The sequence below is a fragment of the Candidatus Clostridium helianthi genome, from assembly GCF_045310795.1.
Classification (GTDB): domain Bacteria; phylum Bacillota; class Clostridia; order Clostridiales; family Clostridiaceae; genus Clostridium; species Clostridium helianthi.
In genome coordinates this window covers 12,976-35,505 of record NZ_JBJIAB010000004.1, presented here as the reverse complement: position 1 = coordinate 35,505, position 22,530 = coordinate 12,976, and the positions used below count along the sequence as shown (strand labels likewise).

At 29.1% G+C, this 22,530-nt stretch carries 24 protein-coding genes; 3 read left to right on the top strand and 21 right to left on the bottom strand.

Annotation, left to right across the window (positions count from 1 at the left end; all coding sequences use genetic code 11):
- The first annotated feature begins 226 nt into the window (after nucleotides 1–226).
- On the top strand, nucleotides 227–1,996 hold the full coding sequence (gene ade, locus ACJDTP_RS04465; protein WP_406760608.1) for an adenine deaminase: 1,770 nt from the start codon (nucleotides 227–229) through the stop codon (nucleotides 1,994–1,996).
- 45 nt (nucleotides 1,997–2,041) lie between these two features.
- Here ade and ACJDTP_RS04460 read toward each other — a convergent pair whose 3' ends face one another.
- Both ACJDTP_RS04460 and yidA read right to left on the bottom strand, forming a co-directional pair.
- Nucleotides 2,042–3,148 carry an HD-GYP domain-containing protein gene (locus ACJDTP_RS04460; protein WP_017211561.1) on the bottom strand — a complete coding sequence of 369 codons (1,107 nt, stop codon included), beginning with the start codon at nucleotides 3,146–3,148 and terminating at the stop codon, nucleotides 2,042–2,044.
- 447 nt (nucleotides 3,149–3,595) lie between these two features.
- Entirely contained in the window at nucleotides 3,596–4,408 is an 813-nt protein-coding gene (gene yidA / locus ACJDTP_RS04455) for a sugar-phosphatase (RefSeq protein ID WP_103697659.1), read from the bottom strand.
- Nucleotides 4,409–4,821: 413 nt separating this feature from the next.
- Here yidA and ytaF point away from each other — a divergent pair, with 413 nt between their 5' ends.
- Nucleotides 4,822–5,448, top strand: a complete 627-nt coding sequence (gene ytaF / locus ACJDTP_RS04450) for a sporulation membrane protein YtaF (protein WP_011968608.1) — start codon at nucleotides 4,822–4,824, stop codon at nucleotides 5,446–5,448.
- A 199-nt stretch (nucleotides 5,449–5,647) separates the two neighbouring features.
- On the opposite strand, the gene ACJDTP_RS04445 is transcribed toward ytaF, so the two are convergent.
- The 19 genes from ACJDTP_RS04445 to ACJDTP_RS04355 form a co-directional block, all read right to left on the bottom strand.
- The gene (locus tag ACJDTP_RS04445) at nucleotides 5,648–6,163 is read right to left on the bottom strand and encodes a hypothetical protein (protein WP_017211563.1); all 516 of its coding nucleotides are present in this window, start codon (nucleotides 6,161–6,163) and stop codon (nucleotides 5,648–5,650) included.
- Nucleotides 6,164–6,179: 16 nt separating this feature from the next.
- Nucleotides 6,180–7,679, bottom strand: coding sequence for a cobyric acid synthase (locus tag ACJDTP_RS04440; RefSeq protein ID WP_077839368.1), 1,500 nt, complete (start codon nucleotides 7,677–7,679; stop codon nucleotides 6,180–6,182).
- Between the two features lie 107 nt (nucleotides 7,680–7,786).
- Complete coding sequence (locus ACJDTP_RS04435) at nucleotides 7,787–8,449, bottom strand: Dph6-related ATP pyrophosphatase (protein ID WP_103697658.1); 663 nt, start codon at nucleotides 8,447–8,449, stop codon at nucleotides 7,787–7,789.
- A 20-nt stretch (nucleotides 8,450–8,469) separates the two neighbouring features.
- Nucleotides 8,470–9,207 carry an immunoglobulin-like domain-containing protein gene (locus tag ACJDTP_RS04430; RefSeq protein ID WP_406760607.1) on the bottom strand — a complete coding sequence of 246 codons (738 nt, stop codon included), beginning with the start codon at nucleotides 9,205–9,207 and terminating at the stop codon, nucleotides 8,470–8,472.
- 77 nt (nucleotides 9,208–9,284) lie between these two features.
- On the bottom strand, nucleotides 9,285–10,370 hold the full coding sequence (gene cobD, locus ACJDTP_RS04425) for a threonine-phosphate decarboxylase CobD (protein ID WP_103697656.1): 1,086 nt from the start codon (nucleotides 10,368–10,370) through the stop codon (nucleotides 9,285–9,287).
- A gap of 189 nt (nucleotides 10,371–10,559) precedes the next feature.
- Nucleotides 10,560–11,507 carry an adenosylcobinamide-phosphate synthase CbiB gene (cbiB, locus tag ACJDTP_RS04420; RefSeq protein ID WP_406760606.1) on the bottom strand — a complete coding sequence of 316 codons (948 nt, stop codon included), beginning with the start codon at nucleotides 11,505–11,507 and terminating at the stop codon, nucleotides 10,560–10,562.
- A 59-nt stretch (nucleotides 11,508–11,566) separates the two neighbouring features.
- Nucleotides 11,567–12,172 (bottom strand): histidine phosphatase family protein, encoded by a 606-nt coding sequence (locus ACJDTP_RS04415; RefSeq protein WP_103697655.1) that lies wholly within the window; start codon nucleotides 12,170–12,172, stop codon nucleotides 11,567–11,569.
- Nucleotides 12,173–12,226: 54 nt separating this feature from the next.
- Nucleotides 12,227–12,613: a bifunctional adenosylcobinamide kinase/adenosylcobinamide-phosphate guanylyltransferase gene (locus tag ACJDTP_RS04410; protein WP_078114907.1), complete on the bottom strand. Its 387-nt coding sequence runs from the start codon at nucleotides 12,611–12,613 to the stop codon at nucleotides 12,227–12,229.
- 17 nt (nucleotides 12,614–12,630) lie between these two features.
- Entirely contained in the window at nucleotides 12,631–13,389 is a 759-nt protein-coding gene (locus ACJDTP_RS04405) for an adenosylcobinamide-GDP ribazoletransferase (RefSeq protein WP_078114906.1), read from the bottom strand.
- A 4-nt stretch (nucleotides 13,390–13,393) separates the two neighbouring features.
- Entirely contained in the window at nucleotides 13,394–13,924 is a 531-nt protein-coding gene (locus tag ACJDTP_RS04400; RefSeq protein WP_406760605.1) for a bifunctional adenosylcobinamide kinase/adenosylcobinamide-phosphate guanylyltransferase, read from the bottom strand.
- 38 nt (nucleotides 13,925–13,962) lie between these two features.
- On the bottom strand, nucleotides 13,963–14,493 hold the full coding sequence (locus tag ACJDTP_RS04395) for a cob(I)yrinic acid a,c-diamide adenosyltransferase (RefSeq protein WP_078114904.1): 531 nt from the start codon (nucleotides 14,491–14,493) through the stop codon (nucleotides 13,963–13,965).
- 420 nt (nucleotides 14,494–14,913) lie between these two features.
- Nucleotides 14,914–16,005, bottom strand: a complete 1,092-nt coding sequence (cobT, locus tag ACJDTP_RS04390) for a nicotinate-nucleotide--dimethylbenzimidazole phosphoribosyltransferase (protein WP_406760604.1) — start codon at nucleotides 16,003–16,005, stop codon at nucleotides 14,914–14,916.
- Between the two features lie 74 nt (nucleotides 16,006–16,079).
- Nucleotides 16,080–17,045: a glycoside hydrolase family 73 protein gene (locus ACJDTP_RS04385; protein WP_406760603.1), complete on the bottom strand. Its 966-nt coding sequence runs from the start codon at nucleotides 17,043–17,045 to the stop codon at nucleotides 16,080–16,082.
- Between the two features lie 531 nt (nucleotides 17,046–17,576).
- The gene (locus ACJDTP_RS04380) at nucleotides 17,577–17,756 is read right to left on the bottom strand and encodes a transcriptional regulator (RefSeq protein WP_026889282.1); all 180 of its coding nucleotides are present in this window, start codon (nucleotides 17,754–17,756) and stop codon (nucleotides 17,577–17,579) included.
- A 72-nt stretch (nucleotides 17,757–17,828) separates the two neighbouring features.
- On the bottom strand, nucleotides 17,829–18,320 hold the full coding sequence (locus tag ACJDTP_RS04375; RefSeq protein ID WP_161222718.1) for an NUDIX hydrolase: 492 nt from the start codon (nucleotides 18,318–18,320) through the stop codon (nucleotides 17,829–17,831).
- 182 nt (nucleotides 18,321–18,502) lie between these two features.
- On the bottom strand, nucleotides 18,503–18,952 hold the full coding sequence (locus tag ACJDTP_RS04370; protein WP_161222717.1) for a GNAT family N-acetyltransferase: 450 nt from the start codon (nucleotides 18,950–18,952) through the stop codon (nucleotides 18,503–18,505).
- A gap of 13 nt (nucleotides 18,953–18,965) precedes the next feature.
- Nucleotides 18,966–19,730, bottom strand: coding sequence for a cobalt-precorrin-6A reductase (locus ACJDTP_RS04365; RefSeq protein ID WP_078114898.1), 765 nt, complete (start codon nucleotides 19,728–19,730; stop codon nucleotides 18,966–18,968).
- Nucleotides 19,731–19,860: 130 nt separating this feature from the next.
- Entirely contained in the window at nucleotides 19,861–20,583 is a 723-nt protein-coding gene (gene cobJ, locus ACJDTP_RS04360; RefSeq protein WP_077843435.1) for a precorrin-3B C(17)-methyltransferase, read from the bottom strand.
- A 200-nt stretch (nucleotides 20,584–20,783) separates the two neighbouring features.
- Nucleotides 20,784–21,338, bottom strand: coding sequence for a helix-turn-helix domain-containing protein (locus ACJDTP_RS04355; protein ID WP_078114897.1), 555 nt, complete (start codon nucleotides 21,336–21,338; stop codon nucleotides 20,784–20,786).
- A gap of 149 nt (nucleotides 21,339–21,487) precedes the next feature.
- Here ACJDTP_RS04355 and ACJDTP_RS04350 point away from each other — a divergent pair, with 149 nt between their 5' ends.
- A complete protein-coding gene (locus tag ACJDTP_RS04350; protein WP_406760602.1) occupies nucleotides 21,488–22,423 on the top strand; it encodes a DMT family transporter in 936 nt (311 codons plus the stop codon).
- Nucleotides 22,424–22,530 lie beyond the last annotated feature (107 nt).

Sequence of the window (22,530 nt, the reverse complement as noted above, 5' to 3'; positions counted from 1 at the left end):
TGCATATTATAATCTAAATTTATAATATGCACCTAACTTTCTTATCTCCATATTATGTACAAAAGCCCTTTGCCTAAACGTTATCACGAATAAATAATATATATTTTTTATTTGTAAACATTTTTACTTTTGACAATATTCACAAATTTCAATTATAATAAGGCAATATATTTTTTAGATACAGTGAATATAACTAATAAAAATGCGTAATAAGGAGGAATTTGATTTGAATAAAGATACATTAATAAATCATATTAAGGCTTCTAATGGAAGTATAAAATGTGATCTCGTAATTAAAAATGTTACCATAATTGATGTTTTTAATAAGAATAGATTCGTAGATACTATTGGTATTAAAGATGGATATATTGTTGGTATTGGTGACTATGATGGGTATGAAATTGTAGATGGAACTAACAAATATATTTGTCCTGGACTTATTGATTCCCATTGCCATATAGAATCTAGTTTAGTCACACCTACTGAATACAGCAAACTGGCGTTATTAAACGGAATCACATCTGTTGTTGCAGATCCTCATGAAATCTCAAATGTTATGGGAACTGATGGTATAAATTTCATGCTTAATTCTTCACAAAACATCCCATTTGATATATACTTTATGCTTCCGTCCTGTGTTCCTGGTACCAGCTTCGAAAACTCTGGTGCAACTTTGCTCTCTAAGGATTTAAAAGATTTTTATAAAAATGATAAAGTTTTAGGTTTAGCTGAAGTTATGGATTATCCTTCAGTCTCAGAATGTGATGATAAGATAATTGATAAGATATACGATTCAATTATTAATAATAAAGTTATTGATGGTCATGGGGCTGGCTTCACATCTATGATGACAAACACCTATAGGACCGCCAATATTTTAACCGATCACGAATGTAATAATGCTGAAGAAGCTCTTGATAAAATCCGACGTGGTATGTATATTCTAATTAGAGAAGGTACCGTTGCTAAAAACTTGAAGGAATTATTACCTGCAGTCAATGAATCTAATAGTAATAGATTTTGCTTCTGCACTGATGATAAGCATATTGACGATATTGCTGCTAATGGATCAATTAATAGCTCAATTATTTATACTATAAACAACTCTAACTTAAATCCAGAAACAGCTATTCAAATGGCAACACTAAATCCATCTCTCTTATACAAACTAAATAACAAGGGAGCAATTGCCCCTGGATACATTGCAGATTTTATATTATTAGATGACTTAGAAAGATTTAAAATATCTCAAGTTTATAAAGAAGGCAAACTAGTTGTAAACAATAATGAACTTGTTAATTTCGATACAGATTCGGTAAAAAACGCAAATAATAGTGCTTTTTATAATTCTATAAATCTTCCACCGCTAAGTGAAAATAGTTTCAAAATTAATATACCAAATAAAAATGCTAAGATATTAAATGCAATAGAAATAATTCCAAATAAATTAGAAAGCATTCACTTAAAACTAAATATTTCAGATATTAATTCAATAAAAGACAATGATTATAAATTTTTCACTTCCTCAACTAAAGATGACTTATTAAAAATTGCAGTTATTGAAAGACATAAGGCTTCCGGCAATTTAGGACTTGGAATCTTAAAAGGTTTAGGAATTTCAGAAGGTGCAATTGGAACCACCATTGCTCATGATTCCCATAATTTAATAATAGCTGGAACAAATGATAAAGATATGCTATTTGCCGCTAAGGAATTGGAGCGAATGGGCGGCGGTATAATTGTAGTTAAAGATAAAAATATTCTTGCTCATATTAAACTTGAAATTGGTGGGCTTATGACAAATAGAACATATGGTGAAATTGAGTTTGATTTAAAGAATCTCCATTCAGCTATCAAAACCATAGCACCACAAATTGATTTCAATCCATTTTTAACATTATCGTTTTTATCATTACCAGTAATACCAGATTTAAAGATTACAGATAAAGGTTTATTTGATGTTATCAATTTTAAGTTTATTGACATTTTTGAATAGTTATAAAGGCAATCTTTAGATTAAGATTGCCTTTATATTCTTATACTAATCAATTTCATATTTCACCCCGGTAATAACTATTGAAATTTCTTTTATAAGATCAATTTTCATACTAATTCTACTTACCCTAGGACTTTCTATTACTCTTACAGTTGGCCTGAGCGGGAATCCTGGTATTGTTTCTTCAACCACAGCAACTTCTTCTGTACTTAATTCTACAATAGTTCCCTTTGGATATGGAATTACTATTCTACAAAATATATTAACTATATTATAATCAAACATTGTTCCTGCATTAGACATTAAATATTCCAGTACATCACTTGGAAACATTGCTCTTTTATTCGGCAAATCTGTTGATAAATTATCATATACATTGGCAATACTTACAATGTTACTTAGTTCAATAATATTATCCTTAGTTAATCCATCTGGATATCCATTTCCATCTGGTCTTTCATGATGTTGAAGAACTATTAATTTACTTAGACTATTAATATTATAAGTAGTTGATAAATACTTATATCCAAGTCTTGGATGTTGTTTTAATATTTCTTTTTCTTCTTCACTTAAACTTCCCTGTTTATCAAATATCTCTCTAGGTACTAATGATTTTCCAATATCATGTATCAATGCGCCTATACATAGGGCCTCCAATTTCTTTTTTGATAATTGAAGCGCAATTCCTATAGTAAGGGATATTACTGCAACATTTACAGAATGAGAATACATATAATTATTCATACTTCGTATATCTACTAATGCAAGCATTACATCCCTTCGATTTAAGATATCATCAATTAAATCTACTGCCATCTTTCCAATATTATAAAAATAACTCTGCTCTTGCCAAGTATAATCACTTTCTTTATTCCTTACTGAATTATTATTAAGTCTTCCTATGTTAGAAAAGGCTTCTTTTATTGTTATAATTGCTTTTTGTCTAAGTTCTGGCTTAATAATATCTTCAATTTCTTCATTACTATATTTATCAACTATATATATTGATAAAATATTTATTTCCTTTATTTTTGCAATTGTATTTTCTCTTAAAACTACTCCAGCTCTAAGTAGAATTCTACCATTAATATCATACAGCGATTTTCCAAGTACTGTGTTTGGCTTTACGTTTTCAATTGGGACTAATCTCAAAGCTTATATTCCCCCTAAATAAATCATTATTATTTATACCATACCCCTAAATATAGATCATATGTACATAACCTTCATTTGCACAACACCCATAATAATTCCCAAATAGCTAATCTCAATTTTTAATTATCAAGCAAATTAAGCCTGCCATATAGGTGCATAAATATATTATATTACCTTAAACATCAAATTTCATTAATTAAATATATTTATTTTATATTCTTTTAATCCCCAACTTGCGTGGACTATTATATACGTTATACTCTCAAGTAACACAATCCCCTTATATTTCAGCCCATTATAAATTTCTACAAAAACAAAACTATTTTCATTATACTTTGAGAAGACTTTGCCTTCATGGGTAATTCCTAAATAATAAAAAGAAATTGTTTCATATTGCCTATCAAAATGTGGTTAGTCAATAATAAAACAATTTCCTATAACTTACTATTTAGATTCATTTAGAATAAATTTTTCTATTACTCTTACTATTCCATCTTCATCGTTTGAATCAGTGATAAAATCCGCAGCTTCTTTAATTTCTTCAGTAGCATTCCCCATTGCTACACCAAGTCCAGCATATTTTACCATTGATAAATCATTACCAGCATCTCCACATGCAATTATTTCTTCTCGCTTTATCCCTAGATATTCACCGAGTTTTTTTAATCCAAGTCCTTTATCTACTTCCTTATGAGTAAATTCTAAGAAGAAAGGTGCACTTTTAAACACACTATATTTCTCATAAATTTCACTAGGTAATTCCTTTATGGCTGGATCTAATATTTCTTGTGGATCTATCATCATGACTTTTATAATATCTTCATTGTCATCAACTTCATCGAAGTTTTTAATAGTAATATTTATTCCATTCATTGTAGCTTCATATTCTGTATATTGACTAGTTTTAGGAGCTATTAATCCATCCTTTGCAGAAAAAGCATGTACATTGACATTGAGTCTTTTGCTTATCTCATATATATATTTTAAATCAGTTCCTTTTAAACATACCTTTGAGACAATTTTTCCTCTAGTATTTTGAACTAATCCTCCATTAAAGCTAAGTACATAGTCCTCACCTTTTTTTAAATCAAGCTCTTCTAAATATCTATTTAACCCATCTAATGGTCTTCCTGATGCTAATACCACCTTAACACCCTTTTCTTCTGCAGCTTTTATAGCTGCCTCAGTATTTTTTGAAACCTTCTTATCAGTTGTAAGTAAAGTTCCATCCATATCTAGTGCAAGTAATTTATACATTTTATTCCTCCATTTATATAATATAATTTACAGCATATTTACTGGTATTTTTTAGATATATATGTTGCGATTAAATTGCTACATTATAAATACTTAAATTACCAAAAGCTATATATATGAATATGTTATTAAAACAATATATTACATATGTTGCAATTCACGATGTACATTTCACAATTCACAATTACGTCTAAACTTCTTACAATATTTTTAGAATTATGATGAAGAATTATTTTTGCAATATATATTATATATTCATTGTTATTATTTCTTATAGTTTACAGGGATTCTATAGGAATTTCAATTATTATTAATAAATCTATTCCAAAATAATATAAAACCTCAAAATTTGTAACTAATAGTAGTTTTCTTTCATATCATGAATTGTATCTAAAACTTATGAGGTAATAGTTATGCTTGAGTCTTTATTATTAGTATCTTCGTTATGCATAGATTCTTTTGTTGCAAGTATTGCTTATGGTACTTCGAAAATTCGTATTCCACCCATATGCGCAGTAGTAATAAATTTAGTATGCACCATTACACTTGCTTGTTCTTTACTTATTGGCTCAATAGTTAAAAGCATACTCCCAAGTAACCTTCCTGCAATTTTAGGATTTGTACTTTTGATGTTACTTGGAATATATAGATTATTTGAATATATTTTTAAATCATATATTTCAAAATGCTCGAAATCCGATAGTCCCTTAACATTTAAGATATTTGACTTTCAATTTGTCTTGCAAGTTTATGCAGATGAAATAAAAGCTGATTTTGATAACTCTAAATGCCTAAATATTAAAGAATCATTTTATCTAGGTTTAGCATTATCATTAGATAGTCTTGCAGTAGGAATTGGATCTAGCCTATGTAACATTAACTATACGGAAGTTTTAGTATTATGCTTTATCATAGGAGTTTCTCTAGTATCTCTTGGGGTAGTTATTGGACGAAAATTTGCTCAAAAAGTACACCTTGAATTATCTTGGTTATCAGGAGCTCTACTTATATTATTAGCAATACTTAGAGTATTAAAATGATAAATTTATACCCAGTTCATATAGTATATTATTACATAAATACTATAAAAACTGGGTATAAAAATTGTATCTATTATTTTCTTTATTCTTTAGAATACATATATGCTCTATTTATATAAATTTACTTCTAATACCTAAAAGCGTAATTATTATCTTTAACTACGATATGTTCGCTTAATAATTATTTTTTAACTTAATACTATAAATTTACAAACCTATTGAACTGCTTATCTAATTCCTCTAGGTCTGATTGTAAAAACTTATGAAAAGTCTCCTTTTCTAACCTATATGAAAATATTGGAGAGTTTAAAAACTTTAAATACTTTTCTGTTACCTCCATAATTTCTTCGTCTGGGACTTTATAAACTTCTCTAAGAAGATCAAAGAATGTACCGCCTTCATACTGCTTTAATCTTCTTTCAGCCGCATACATAACACTCGTATACTTATCCCCACCAAATAAATCTACCTGTTCTTGTATTGATCCATATCCCTTTTTAAGCATATCAATATATTCATCTATAATAGCATCTTTGGAATTTCCTATATTTTTTCTAGCTATTACATTCTTTAAAACCTCATATGCCTTTTCTTCAGATATCCAAAACGCCTGCTCTAATATATCCGTCATCTTATAGAAAGTTTTACCCTTAACATTTGCTCTTGCGCGTTCTTCTATATACTCTAATAATCTCTCTTCAGTAGCCGTTAACATCTCTATCCCCTTCTTCCTAAAGTTCCATTATTTTTCTCAACTGATATATATCTATATTTTCTTCAAAAAGTTTAGATAATCTATCATATTCATTATCTTTATATTCATTTACTTTTTCTATAATTATATCTTCTGTAACAACAATATCGTTGTTCTCTTTAAGAGATTTAACAAATGAACTTATAAATTCTTCTGAATCAAACATACCATGAAGATAAGTTCCTGCAACAATTCTTTCTTTGTCGCATACACCTACGATATCACCGTCTAAATCCTTAATAAAAGGTATTGCTTTCTTACCAATCTTGCTTATTCCATTATGAATTTCATAGCCACTTATAGTGCTACCTTCTATAGACTTAATTGATTTTAGATCACATAAAATATTTCCCTTAGTCTGCTTTGTAACTTTCGTCTCATTAAATCGTGTCTTTATATCCAAAAATCCGAAACCATCCTCTTGAGATATATTACCCTCAACGCCTAATTTATCGAGTATCAACGTTCCAAGCATTTGATACCCTCCACAAATTCCTAAAATGGGTGTACCACTCTCTTTTAATTCTTTTATTTTATCAAATAATTTATTTTCTTTCATACTTCTTAAATCTTCAATTGTATTCTTTGTTCCAGGTATTATAATCAAATTTGGATTTTTTAATTCACTAGGTTTATCCACATATCGTATAGTCACATCTGGAATTCTATCTAAAATACTAAAATCAGTAAAGTTTGACATATGAGAAAGCCTGATAATAGCAATATCTAAAGTTCCAACTTCTTCTTTGTTCCTAATTCTTTCAGTTACACTATCTTCATCATCAATATCAAATTTTTCATATGGCATAACTCCAAGGACTGGAATATTTATAATCTCCTCTAACTGTTTTATTGCAGGTTTAAATAGTTCTATATTACCTCTAAACTTATTAATTATTACCCCTTTTATTCTTTCACGCTCTGATTCGGGTAATAATTGAATTGTACCAACTATAGATGCAAAAACTCCACCTCTATCAATATCGGATACTAAAATTACAGGTGCATCAGCAATTTCTGCCATAGCCATATTAGATATATCACTATCTTTCAAATTTATTTCAGCACAACTTCCAGATCCCTCCAGTACAATTACATCATGCTTTTTACTTAGCTTATCATAAGCTTTCTTAACTCTGACCTTTAAAGTTTCATTAAGTTCCTTGTATTTATAAGGCTCAATATTACAAAAAACTTTTCCATCTGCTATTACTTGTGTATATTCACCACTTGGTTTTAACAAAACCGGATTCATCAAAGCATCTGGCTCTAATTTGCAAGCCTCTGCTTGAACTACTTGAGCTCGTCCCATTTCCAATCCATCTTTTGTTACATAAGAATTTAATGAAATATTTAGGGCCTTAAAAGGAGCTACATTTAACCCTTGATTCTTTAAATATCTACATAGGGCTGTTACTAAAGTACTTTTACCAACAGAAGACGCTGTACCTAAAAACATTATACTTTTTTTATCCATTTCTTTACTCCCCTCAAATTCGAGTTCCAATACTTAACATTTAATTTTTAATCTCTGACTTCCAACATTTGAATTCAAATTTCGAATTATTTTTCCAAGTCCTATCATTAATCTAATAATCCGTTTACTGTTAAATATCCATAATTCTCTGTAACCTCTGTACCATTCTTATTAAATTTGATTGAATTCTTAAATATAGGACCATCAAAAACTAATGTATGATATTCTCCATTTTCTCCACAAGGATCACATCCTAAGTTTTTTATTTCATTAACAACATCTTTGGTTAATTCTTTTCCTAAGAATTCTATTCCTAGCGCCTTTAGATTTACCTTTTTAATTATAGCCTTAAAACCACAGTCTATAAATTCATTAGTAAGCTTTTCCCTATTTTCTTGCCATAAAGGAAATACTCCTTTAATTTCTGCTGCCTTGCACCTATCTAAACACCAGCTTCTATGTGCTTCTATATCTATATCTCCAAATACACAAATTTCAGCGCCTTTATCTTTTGAAGCTTTTAATGCCAGCTCAAATTCTTCTTCATAATTATTCTTATTGCTACAATCTATTTCAATAAGTGGAATTTCCAATTCTTTAGAAATGTCCTGAAAAACATTCCTTGGTATTTTATGAAAATACGAATCATTTTTATTTTCGAAAGTAACTAATAATCCTATTATTTTATAACCACTTTTAATCATTCTATACAAGGCTAAAGTGCAATCTTTTCCCCCGCTGAATGAAACTACAACTTTTTCTTTATCCATACTACCCCTCTTATTTGTTTTTACTTTAATTCAAATTCAGCAGCACATCTTCCGCTAAACTTTACTATTCTATATTTCCCCGCAGTTAAATTCTCTAAATTTTCTAGAGAAATAACTTGACTACTTGTTTTTCCTGGTTCTAAATTATAAGCAATTTCTATAAACATTGGTTCATCTTTAAAAGGGACTTTACTCCATCTATTATCTACAAATTTTTCAACTGCATATTCTACTCCATAATAAGCTGATTCCTTTCCATTGTTTGTAATATACACAGTAATTTCTTTAGTATTTAGACCATATTCATTTTTTTCTGTTTTCATAGTAATATTATTTTTAAATTCATCATTACTTTCCGTCGCATCGCTAGTTGAATTTTTTTCAACCCAAGATCCATCTACTCCTAAATAGTATCCATCAACAGTATCATCGGAAACCATTTCTCCATTTTGGCTTAAATAATACCAAGCCCCTTTATACTGAATCCAACCTGTTTTCATGGCTCCAGATTCACTCATATAATACCACTTGTTATTAACATTAATCCATCCTACAGCCATATTCCCATCGTCTTTAAGGTAATAAAAATTCCCCTTATCATTTACCCATCCAGTTTTTACACTGCCATTTTCATAATAACTCCAGCCATTATTGTTATTGACCCATCCATTGCTAATTTCTGCATTAACTTCATTAGAGATTCCTATACTCATTCCTACAAGCACGCTCATTATTGAAGCAATAAATTTTCTATTCATATCCTGGCTCCTCTCATTATCAAAGCTTAATATTTCATCTGATTCTAACAATAAAATTAACCTATACATAACTTAAATTATTGTTCATTTCTGTGCATTTCAAATATATTTTTCATTATTTTTATCAGTTTGTAATTCTCTTCATGACTTCGTACAGCAATCCTATAATATCTATTATCCAATCCTACATAATTGCTACAACTTCTAATTAATATATTATTCTTTAGTAGTTCTTTTTTCAAATCTATTTTGATCAGAGTTTTTAATAAAACAAAATTCACACTTGGTTCAAAGACTTTAATTCCATCTATTTCTCTTATTTCATTATAAAGGTATTTTTTTTCATGGTCTATAAATTCTATAGATTTCTTTATATAATTCTTTTCATTAAGTGCTGCTTTTGTTGCTATTTCTGCCAAGATATTTATATTCCAAGCAGGAGATATAGTTTCTATCTTCTCTTTTAGTGTTGAATCACTGCAAATAGCATAACCAATTCTTATACCTGGAAGCGCAAAAAATTTGGTCAAAGATTTTATTATAATTAAATTTTTATATTTATCTATATAGGGAATCATTGAAAAACTTTCTTCTCTGAAATCCAAAAACGATTCGTCTATTATTACCCTAACATTATTTCTCTCCGCTTTGTTCAAAATTCTTTTTAATAAATCTATTTCAGTTATAACACCTGTTGGATTATTGGGATTACATATAAATATCAAATCTAAGTTTTCATTTATATCATTTAGAATATCTTCTCTTATATTAAAATCATTTTCTTCTTTCAAATTATAATAAATAATATTACTATTTATTGCCTTTGCTGCCTCTTCATATTCTGAAAAAGTTGGGGCCAAAATTAGTGTATTCTTTGGATTAATTCCTCTTACTGAATTAAATAAAACTTCTGCTGCTCCATTACCTAAAATCAAATTTTCTTTACTAACATTTTCGAACTTTTCTATTGAATCCTTCAATTCAAAATAAGTTATATCAGGATATTTCTCAATTTCATCTATACCTTCAATAATCGCATCTTTTACACTACTTGACATTCCCAATGGATTAATATTAGCTGAAAAATCAATTATGTCTTTGTAATTTATTTTGTTTTCTCTACTTATTTCTTTAGCATTTCCACCATGTCCAAAGCTTGCCATGACTTTCCTCCCTATGCATAGTGCATATATGTTTCAATTAAATTTCTCCACTTCAATCTTAATTTATTTTTAGCTTGTTATAAGCTTAAATATAAATTTACTATTTCAATATATATATTAATTTTAATTTAATATTAACTCTCACATCTCTATATTATAATATTCGTTAATCACCCAAATTTCTGACACTTAAAACATTGTTATCATTAGCTTTCTAAATATTAAAGTAAGTACAAATCCTATAAAAAATGATAAATAGAGGACCTTAGCAGTCTTCTTAACATCATTGATATCAATTTCTTTAATTTTATCTCCTATTGTAGGCTTACTTACAAGTTTTCCAAAATAATAATTTGCCCCTCCAAGCTGTACCCCTAATGCACCAGCTATAGCTGCTTCTGGATGCGCACTATTGGGGCTTGTATGATTATGTCTATCTCTTCTGTATATCTTAAAGCTATTTTTATAATCATATCCTAGAAATGCAGAAGCTAATATTATCAACATTCCTGTTATCCTGGCTGGAATAAAATTAAAAATATCATCCAATTTCGCCGGAAAATACCCAAACTCTATGTATTCATCGTTCTTATATCCAAACATCGAATCTAATGTATTCACCGCTTTATATGCGAATGCGAGAGGCGCTCCAAAAATCATAGCATAAAATAACGGAGCTATGACCCCATCTGCCATATTTTCTGCTATAGTTTCAACAACTGCTCTTATTATTCCTTCTTTACTCAAACTTACAGTGTCTCTCCCCACTATAAATGATAGCTGCTTTCTTGCGCCATCTAAGTCATTTATTAATAAAAACTTAACTACTTTATATCCTTCAACAACTAATGCTTTCGATGATATGCAAAAATATATCAAGATTCCCTCTAAAATAATTCCAAAGTAAATATTAAATTCTCTAGATAAGTTAATAATTGCGAATACAATTGCAAATATTATTGACACAGTAAGAATCCATACAATAAGACCTGCTGCTTTTAAATGCTTTCTAAGGATTCTTCTAAACAGTGCTTCAAGTTTTTTAGCCACATATCCAATTCCTCTAACTGGATGAAGCGGATTATTAGGATCGCCAATTAATAAATCCAAAACAAATCCTATACTAAGTTCAATCATATAGTTCTCCTCGTTATCTTCTTTCGCATCTCCAAAATAGTTCTAATCATATTATCTTGCTATATTTGAGATACATTTTTTATTTCAAATTGCTTGTCTTCTCTAATTTTTATTGTAAGTTCGTACCCTTCTCCATTGCTAGGCTGCCACTCATAGAATTTTTTCTTATTATCATAAAACATTTCCAATAGTATACCTATACTTCCTCCATGAATCACTCCAAAAGCAGTATCTATATTTTCTTTAATGAGATAATTTATAAGCTCCACAAATCCATCATTAACTCTTTTTCTAAATTCTGCTCTGCTCTCTCCACTTGGACATTTTACATTTCCTTCTTTGTCTTCTATCCAAGTTATATACTCTTTTAACAATTTTAGTTCTTCATATGATCTTAATTCAAAATCACCAAAATCATACTCAAAAAACTTGTTTAAAATTTTATACTTATTCTGTGGACAAATGATTTCTAATGTTTGATTTGCTCTCTTTGCCCCACTTGTAAAGTAAAAATCGCACTTTGTATATTTAACCCTTCTAGAAATTTCCCTTAATTGCTCTTTCCCACTTTCACTTAATTCAACATCACTTTTACCACAATATAATTGTCTTTCATTGCAATAAGTTTTTCCATGCCTGACCAAATATAACTTAATTTCGTTCATACCTTAATCGCTATAGTTTTTTCAATTAAATCTATAACTAATTTACCTCTTTCTTTAAATTGTATTATTTTTCAATTCCTCTTCAATTCCAAAAAATATTCTATATACATGGGAAGAATGCTTTGCTAGAAACTGAAGTAATCGCCCAGTTTCTTCTCTCCATATTCTATCAAATTTTTCGATTGGAACAATTCCAGAATTTATTTCGTCACATATTATTATTTTATTTTCTAACAAATCCATTTTATCTTTTAAAACTTCTATTGGGTTAAGCTTATTAGAAACACACGCTTTAACAAAAATATGTAATCCACATATGATTTCCTTATTATATTCTATATTTTCATCCCTACAGAAAAATATCTGTTCATTACTTACTTTATATTTTTCTTTTACATAATCTAATTTTCCATTATAAGCTCCACCAAAAATTAATTTCATAAACGCCACCCTTCCCTTTACGGGATTATTCCTAGTATTAATATTCCAACTACTTCACCTATAACCAAAGCAAATCCGGCAACATCTCCAGATATTCCACCAAATTCTTTTCTGCATTTTTCTACTGACAATTTAATTCCTAAACTCATTAATAAAACTAATATTATTCCATAAATATTTAACAAAATTACTGATATTATTAATGCTATTATCAATGTTATTATCATAATAAGCTTATCATACACATTTGTCCCTTTTTTAAAATAAGTCCCTAAAGTACTTTCTTTTATAGTTGCTCTGCTTAAAAGATAATACGCTACAACACTTCTGCTTATTATTGGAATCAAAATTAATGTATAAAGAGAACTATTTTTTTCTAAAATAGAATATACCCCTCCAAATTGTAAAAAGAACAAAATCACTAGAGATATTACTGCAAACGCTCCTGTAGCTGAATCTTTAAGTATTCTGAGTTTTTCTTCCTTACTTCTCCTTGAAAGAATTGCATCGCAAACATCCATAAAACCATCTAAATGCAGCATTCCTGTTATTATAAATGGTACTATGGTAATTATTGAACTCTTTAAAATTATTGAGATATTTAATATACTCGCTAAATAATATATTATACTCCACAAGATTCCAATTATTAATCCAATCAGTGGGTAAAATTTCATCATATTTTTTACTCCATCATCATCCCATTCAACATATGGAGTTGGAAGTATCGTAAACATGCTTAATGCCATAATAAATCCTTTGTATAATTTCTTCATAAAGTTATTTCCCCTCATGTTTAATATACTTAATTAATCCGAAGCTACATTCTATAACATTCTCACAATACTTTGTTAAACCTCTATTTATAATAGCTAGTTCTTTCTTGAAATTTTCAGTTATTTCATCATATTGTATAGCATCATTAAATATGTAATCACTCACAATAACAACATTCTTCGCATTATTCATAACTTGCTTTATATCATTTAATATCTTATGCGAAGGATTTTTTATAATATTATTTTCAACAAACATCTCATTAGTCAAAAGGGAAGTTATACTATCTATAAGTACAGTATTCTTACAATTGATTGTATTAATCACACTATCCAAATCTCTGGTAGCTTCTAGTGTCTTAAAATTTAATCCTTCTCTACTTTTTTTATGTCTCTCTATTCTATCTTCATCTTCTTTATCATATGGATTCATCGTAGCAATATATATAACTTTGTTTCTACTTAAAGTCAGAGCTATTTTTTCTCCAACTTCTGATTTACCACTCTTAGAACCTCCAATTATCAAATAATTCATATACTCTAATTTAAGCCCAAAATACTATTAAAAATAAATTACTTCTCTATACCTATCCTTGAGCCTATTCCTTTCTCATATGGATGTTTTACAGCTTTAATTTCTGAAACATAATCTGCAAGTTCAACTAACTTTTCATTAGGATTCCTACCAGTTAGAACAACTTCTAATCCCTTTGGTTTGTTTTCTAAAAAATTTATTACCTCACTTAAAGGGATTAAATCTAAATTAGTAGAAGCAATCACTTCATCTAATATCAATAAATCAAAATTTTCTTCTGCAGCCTTCTTCGTAACTTTGAAAAATCTTTCCTCATGTTCTCTTTTAGTTTCTATCTGCTCTTCTTCACTCATAAATTTAAAAAATTTCTTTACAGAAGCTCCTTTAAAAACTTCAAAGTCATTTCCTAGCTTATCAATAGAATTTAACTCTCCAGTCTCATTATCTTTTAAAAATTGTGTTAATAAAACTTTCTTTTGACGTCCAACAGCCCTCATCCCAAGACCCATAGCCGCTGTTGTCTTTCCCTTTCCATCTCCACAATAAATATGAATAAGTCCTAATTCCATAAACACTCTCCTTTCTTATTCATAAAAACAAGTATTTTTATATTCAAAAATGCTACTTATTTATTACTTTATAACAGTTTGTCAAAACAAATATATTATTATCAAATTATTAAAACATAATATTATCAGTTTTAACTGCTTTACATACTCATATTTTCATAGAGTATACAGTTATTATAACATATTCTTTAAGTTCCATATTAACCCCACTATGATGATCTTTTACTTCCTCGCACGACTAGAAATATACAACTTATAAAAAGTAGCTATACACTTATGAAAAGATCAGCTATACTGCAATACGGAACTTTTCTACATAAAAAAACATTCCTTAGTAGTTTTTTACCTATTATTTACTTTCATGTGCCTTATTAAATTATAAATAGTTAATTTAATCCCCTGCAATCATTTAAATATTTATCATTTATTCATAACCTTAAGTTCATCTAAATAACTGTCGTTGATTTCTGCTTCTTCAAAAGTTGCCATGTTATTCATAACCGCACACGCAGATTTCATTATTGAAAATGCTAATGGGCATCCACTTCCTTCTCCAAGTCCCATATCTAAATCTAGTATTGGGCTTAAGCTTAATTCTTTCATTGCAACTTTAAATCCTAATTCTTTTGAATCATGTGAAGTAAACATATAATCTCTAGTTTTTGAATTTAATTTAAAGGCTATAAGCGCAGCAACTGCTGATATAAAGCCATCAATAACAACTGGAACTTTATAATAAGCAGAACCCAAGAATACTCCTGCCATGGCTGCTAAATCAAAGCCTCCAACTTTTGAAACTACATCTATTGGATCATCTTTTTCCGGATTGTTCACCTTTATTGCTTTCTTAATAACTTCCTTCTTTTTCTCAAACGCTTTGTCTGTGATTCCAGCACCTCTTCCTACAACTGTTTCCACTCTTACGTCTGTTAATGCTGACAACACGGCACTACTAGTAGAAGTATTGCCAATCCCCATCTCTCCAACACCAAGAATTTCGTAGCCTAGTTCTTTCGCGTTTTTAACAGCCTCTATTCCAATTAAAATTGCTTTTTCTGCTTCTTCCCGTGTCATTGCAGGTCCCTTTGCAATATTATTAGTTCCTTTTCTTATCTTTTTATTAATTACTCCAGGATAGCTAAAATCACAGTTAATGCCAACATCTATCACCATAAGCTCAGTATCATTTTCTTTTGCAAGAACTGCTACACCAGTTAATCCTTTTGTGAAGTTAATTGTTTGAGCTAAAGTTACCGATTGAGGCGCTGAAGCAACTCCTTCTTCAACCACACCATTATCTGAAGACATTATTATAACCATTTTTTTTGTTATGTTATTTTTCACTTTGCCCGTAATGCCCGCAAGTTTTATAGCAATTTCCTCTAGCTTCCCCAAACTCTTCAGCGGCTTTGCAAGCGATGTCATTCTTCTATCTGCTTCAGCGATTACATAAGCATCTGCTTCTCTTATACTATTAACAATATCTTTTAATTCTTTAGAATTAATGTTCATTTCATTTCCCCCAATTATATACGCTATTATTTTTTGTTTTAATATAACATAAATTCATAAAAAATGCGTACAATTTATTTATTATCTTTAAAATAATTCATCTCACATTCGAAATCTAAAAGCTGAAGATTTTGTTCTTGAATAACTCCTATCAGAAGTTTCGAATAAATTTCTTCTCCCTTGTCATTTTCTACTGTACTATATCCAGCCTTTTCTATAGCATTAGCCTGGTCTAGATAATTAGCTGCCTGAAAAACTCCACTTTGTTTATATCTTTTATTATTGCTGAGAAATTCTCCATAATCTTTTATGGAATCTTCTTTACTATTATATACCCGAAAGTAATCCTCAATCTTTTGTTTATAATATTCTGAGGTACTCATTTTAATTTTTTTTCCTGTCCATCCTGAATCTGCTTTTATTCCAAATAGGTTATTGGCTTTAGTGCTCAAATCGGATTTTCCCCAGCCACTTTCTAATATTGCCTGCGAGATAGTTATAGAAGGGAGAATACCATACTTATCATATATCTCACTTGCCTCTGGATATAAATCATTAATAAATCCTTGCTTAGATTCATCTTTTAAATTATTCTTTTGAGATCCAATATATTTTAAATCATCTATATACTTATATACTTTTTCTTTTTGTTCTTTATCAAAAGATAGCTTATCTAACACTGTATCCAAGTCGACGAGCTTATATTGACTATTTTTAATTTTAACGCTTGTACTATTATTGTTATCTATGAACATATTAGCTAATTGATTTACGCTACTATCCGTTACTTTAGAAAAATCATTTTTGTATCTAACACCATCAATAGCCGCCATGAATTTCCAATTTACTTGAAGTTTACCTTTGCTCGCATTATCTGCATCCTGTATATACATTTTTGTGTTTAAATCCTGCAGGTTTATACTATTATATTTTGCCATATAGCCGCTATAAACTCCAAAAATAGCAAAGGCTATAATACCAAATGCTATAATATTTAGTATAAATCTTTTAAATCCTCTTTTTCTTTTTCTCGTGTTCATAATAATTCTCCCTTTCATCCCACATAAAAAATATATAATTATAAATGAAAAATCATAGCCTCAAAAAAACTTCTCTTAATAAGCTATAAAACGTTATGCTAAAATAATAAAATTACATTCAGAATTTCAGTAAACCAATACTTAATGGTAACTTGTATTATCTATAAGTTATATATTTAAATTATATAATGTAAATATGAATTTCAAATAACTATTTTTATTAAACTTCTATTACTTTTTGCATAATATTTCGACAATCACTTATTCTTTTAAATATATTTTTAAGTGTAATTACTAAAAAAATTATTAATGAATTAACAGCTAGCTTCTTTAACCTAAACATCATATATATGTTGCAATTCATAATTCACAATGCAAATTTCACATTTCACAATTATGGCTAAAATTCTTTTAATATTTTCAGAACTATGATAAAGAATTTTTTTCCAATATATATTCAAAAAAAAAATAAAGAGCCTCTTTTTGTGATATTATCATTATCCCAAGAGTACCCTTTAATTATCATGTATATTAGTTTGCTGGCTCCCATTTGCAGCGGACTGGTGATACAATAGCGCTTTCTTTCTTTAATTCCTTGAATGCATTATCAATTTCTTTACGATCTAAACCAGATAACTTTTCAACCTCACCTGCACTAACTGGCTTTCCAGCCTCTCTCATAACTTCTAAAACTTTTTCCTTAACGCTCATTACTTTAACTCCCTTCAATAAGAATTATTTCTTTTCTTTGATTATATTCCAAAAAAATAATTTAATCAATAATCATTTTCCAATAAAATCTATTATTGATCTTAAATATTCTTCCTCATGTACACAAAATTCATGCGCTCTTATATTAAATTTTGACTTTCCATCAGTTGAAAAAGCTATAATATGGTCATAGCCACCTAATACCAACTTCTTAAATTCACTAAATGATAACTTTACCATCTTCTCCACTTCAAATCCAATATTAAATTTAGGATCTTCTACATTATATAAATATACTTCACATATTTCATTATTTAAGAAGCTACTTAGATTAAATTTTTCTCTTATACTTCCAACAAATCTTAATTTCTTAAAATTAATTTCTATTCCTATTTCTTCCTTAACTTCACGTTTTAATGCATTTTCTATTTTCTCTCCAATCTCAACATGTCCCGCTGCTGAGATATCATATAATCCTGGAAAATCTTTTTTCTTATATGATCTCTGTTGAAAATATATCCATTTCTCATTGCTAGACTCATCTACTATCCAACAATGAACCACCTTATGTAGAAGTCCATTTGCATGTATTTCTGAACGAGAAGCTACACCAATTTCATTTAATTCTTCATCGTAAAATGACAGTTTTTCTTCGCTTTCCGTAAGTATCTCCCCCTTTTATCTATTTTGTTTCGATGAAAAACATTTTTATAGCTATATTAACATCTCTATAGTAAATTTCTCTATCAAACGATTTTCTTCATACAAATACTATTACTATCATTTATATATGGTCCATAGTTTTCAGTTAACTTATATCCCATACTCTCGTATAAACTGACAGCGGCCTTTTGTCTGCTTCCTGTCTGCAAAATAATATTTTTAATATTACTTTCAATTGCTAACTTTTCAATTTCTTTTACTATAATCTTAGCTACTCCTCTGTTTCTATATTCTAATGATACATATACCCTCTTCACTTCCGCTAAATCACAATCAAGAAATTTTAAGCACCCACAGCCTATTGGCTTTTGGTCAACAAATATTATAATTGTCTTTAAATCTATAACTGTATTGTGTGATGAATAATTACTTTGCATATCCCCATATATTTCGAATAACTCATCATCAAGTTGCTTCTCTAAAAACTTAAAATCTACATCTTCCGAAGTAGTTCTTTTGACTATATAATTCATTTTTACCCCCATTTTATTTTTTATATTTCATCAGAAACTCTACTAATTTTTCTTCATGATTAAATACTAATTCATAATTAAATTTTGGTTTTTCTATTACTATTAATTTAATCTTGGCTTCCCGAACTGCTTTAAGCTTTTCTAGAACTCCGCCTTCTTTACCACTGTCTTTAGTCAAAATTGCCTTAATATTATATTGGTAAATAAATGCTTTTTCTAGTTCATACGATATCGGACCTTGAAGCGCTATAATATCTTTAATATTAATTCCCTTTTCGACTATCTTTTCTAATACTTTAGGTGATGGTAAAATTCTATGTATTACTCTATGATTAAACTCTAAATTTACAAACTTAGAAACATTATTTCCGCCTGTAGTATTTAAAATATTCCCATCTATATTCTTTATAATTTCAATAGCCTCATCATAATCCTTAACTCTTACTATATCTTCTCCAGTAATACTCTCAAGAGCACCTAATCTTTCATATCTTACATACTTAATCTTAAGTGAATTTGCGCACTTTAATGCGATCTTTGTAACTTCTTGTGCATAAGGATGAGATGCATCAACTAGTATATCAATTTGATTAATCTCTATCCATTTTAGCATTTCTTCTGCATTCAAAGGTTTTGTGTTTAGTTCCTTTATATTAAATTCCTTGAGTAGCTCTCCTCCATAAGCTGTAGCAGTTGTAACTGCAATGTCACTAGTATATTTATTTATTAACGACAAAATTTTTCTTCCCTCTGAAGTTCCTAATATAAATCCAATCATACTTTCTCCATTCCAGATTGCCAAGACACATTAAGAAAAATAATGAGCCAACCATGCGAATTTATTTCCAATTAATGTAGCGCATCATCGACTCATTATTTTCTTTTATATATCTAAATACAATCTATTTCTATCTTTTATTTTCATAACCTCTAGGTGTTATGAATTTTTCATCTTTATAATAACTTTTTGAATTTCCTACTATTACAATAGACATCATATCTACTATATCTTCATCAAAATCTTTGATAGTAAATAATTTATAACTTTGCCCTTCTCTAAGTGCATGTCTTATTACTGCCACTGGAGTGCTATCCTGCCTAAACTCCCTTATTATATCAATACATTCTCTTAAATAGTCAGGTCTTCCCTTACTTTTAGGATTATATAAGGATATTACAAAGTCTCCTTCTGCTGCAAGTTTTACTCTCTTCTTTATATCTTCATAAGGTGTCATGAGGTCACTTAAGCTAATATTGCAATTATCATGCATAAGAGGTGCCCCAACTACAGAACCTGCTGCACTACTTGCAGTAATACCTGGAATTATCTCCACATCCTCATCTTTTTTAAGTTCAAGTATCAATCCAGCCATTCCATAAATACCTGCATCTCCAGTACTTATTAATGCAACATTTTTATCCTTACATAAATTTAAAGCTTCCTTGCATCTAGCTTCTTCACCTTTCATTCCTGTCGAATATAACTCTTTATCTTTAACTAAGTCTTTTATCATATCTATGTACTTATTGTATCCAACAACAACATCACTATCTTCAATGGCCTTTAGTGCTCTCAGACTCATATTCTCAACACTTCCAGGTCCTATACCTATTACTCTTAATTTTCCCATATTTCAACCAACCTCTTTCGCTTAATTCTTATCCTTCGAATAAAATCTAATTCTTAATTATCATTATCTAATTCTATATTATAGCATTTCACTATAATATAGTTAACTAATTAATATGAGATAGCATTTGAAATCTCAAAAATGCAACTTATTTACTATATATTTTTCTCATCGAAACAATATTGATCAAGGATATTTCATTACCTGAAATAAAGTATTATATTTTGAAATATTGCCGGTTCTCTACTCACATTTCTATATTTATGTGGTATATTGGCTACAAATTTAATAGAATTACCTTTTTTTAACGAATACTTTTGATCCTCAATATCTATTTCTACTTCACCTTGAGTTACTATAATATATTCCTCGACGCCATCGCTGTGTGGAGTAGATATATGATTGCACCCTGGTTCTAATTCTATAGTGAATATTTCAAAACCTTTATTTGCATCAAAAGGAAATATCGGATATAACTTCATTCTAGCATCGTCTTCTATAATCGGATCAATATTATTTTGATCTACTATCTCTAATTCATCCTGCTCTTCATCAATAAAGAACGAAAAAGACACCTTTAATCCAGTTGAAATTTTCCACAAAGTAGATACTGTCGGACTTGATTGTCCTCGCTCTATTTGTCCTAACATAGCCTTACTGACTCCAGTTAATTTTGCCGCTTCATCTAAACTTAATTCTCTCTTATTTCTGATTTCCTTCAATTTACTCCCAATAATCGAATTTAAATTTCTCATATGCTACTCCTTTTCTCAAAAACATTGTATGCTATAACATATATATTATAATATATTGCACAAAATATTGTTCATGTATATAATATAACATATCTTACTAATTTAATTTACAACTTAATTTTAAATATTTTAGGTAAGGAGTTTTTTAAATGACAAAAGCACTCATATTAGGAATTGCAGCATCATTTTTCTTTGCATTTACATTTATATTAAATCAACAAATGAATATTTCTGGAGGAAGTTTTTTATGGAGTTCATCTCTACGGTATATATTTATGCTACCACTCTTGCTTATTATTATGATTATAAATAGACAATTAAATCCAGTATTAAATGATATAATTAATAAACCCATTCAATGGATTACTTGGAGCACAATAGGCTTTGGATTATTTTACACTCCCTTAAGCTTTGCATCTACATATGGTGCATCATGGCTGGTTGCTGGAACTTGGCAATTAACCATAGTTGCTGGTGCTCTTATGTCTCCATTATTTTTTAAAAGTATTAAAACACCCACTGGAATATGCAAAGTAAGGAATACACTTCCCAAAAAATCTCTATTAATGTCCTCTTTAATATTACTAGGTATATTTTTAATGCAGTTTGAAGAAGCAAAAAGTGTCTCTTTTTCAGAAATAATCTCTGTAATTATCCCAGTTATACTAGCTGCATTTGCTTATCCACTTGGTAATCGCAAGATGATGGAAATCTGCAATGACAAATTTAATACCTTTCAAAGAGTATTTGGAATGACTTTATGTAGCATGCCATTTTGGATATTAATATCAACATTCGGTGTATTGTCTGCAGGTATGCCAAGTAAAGGGCAAATGCTTCAATCCTTAATCGTTGCCATTTTTTCAGGGATTATTGCTACAATATTATTTTTTAAAGCAACCGATATAGTAAGTAATGATACACACAAATTAGCCGTCGTGGAATCAACACAATCCGGTGAAGTAATATTTACTCTTATAGGTGGAGTTTTTATATTTCATGATAAATGTCCAACATTTGTTGGACTAGCAGGCATAGTACTAATAGTAATAGGTATGATTTTAAATAGCATTGTTAAATCATAAAATTATTGCGTTTAATAAAAAAGGTAGGTTTTAAACATCTCACACTTATCGATCCATTGATGTCATTACTTTTTATAACTCGAAGTTTTTATATTTCCATTTTCGTA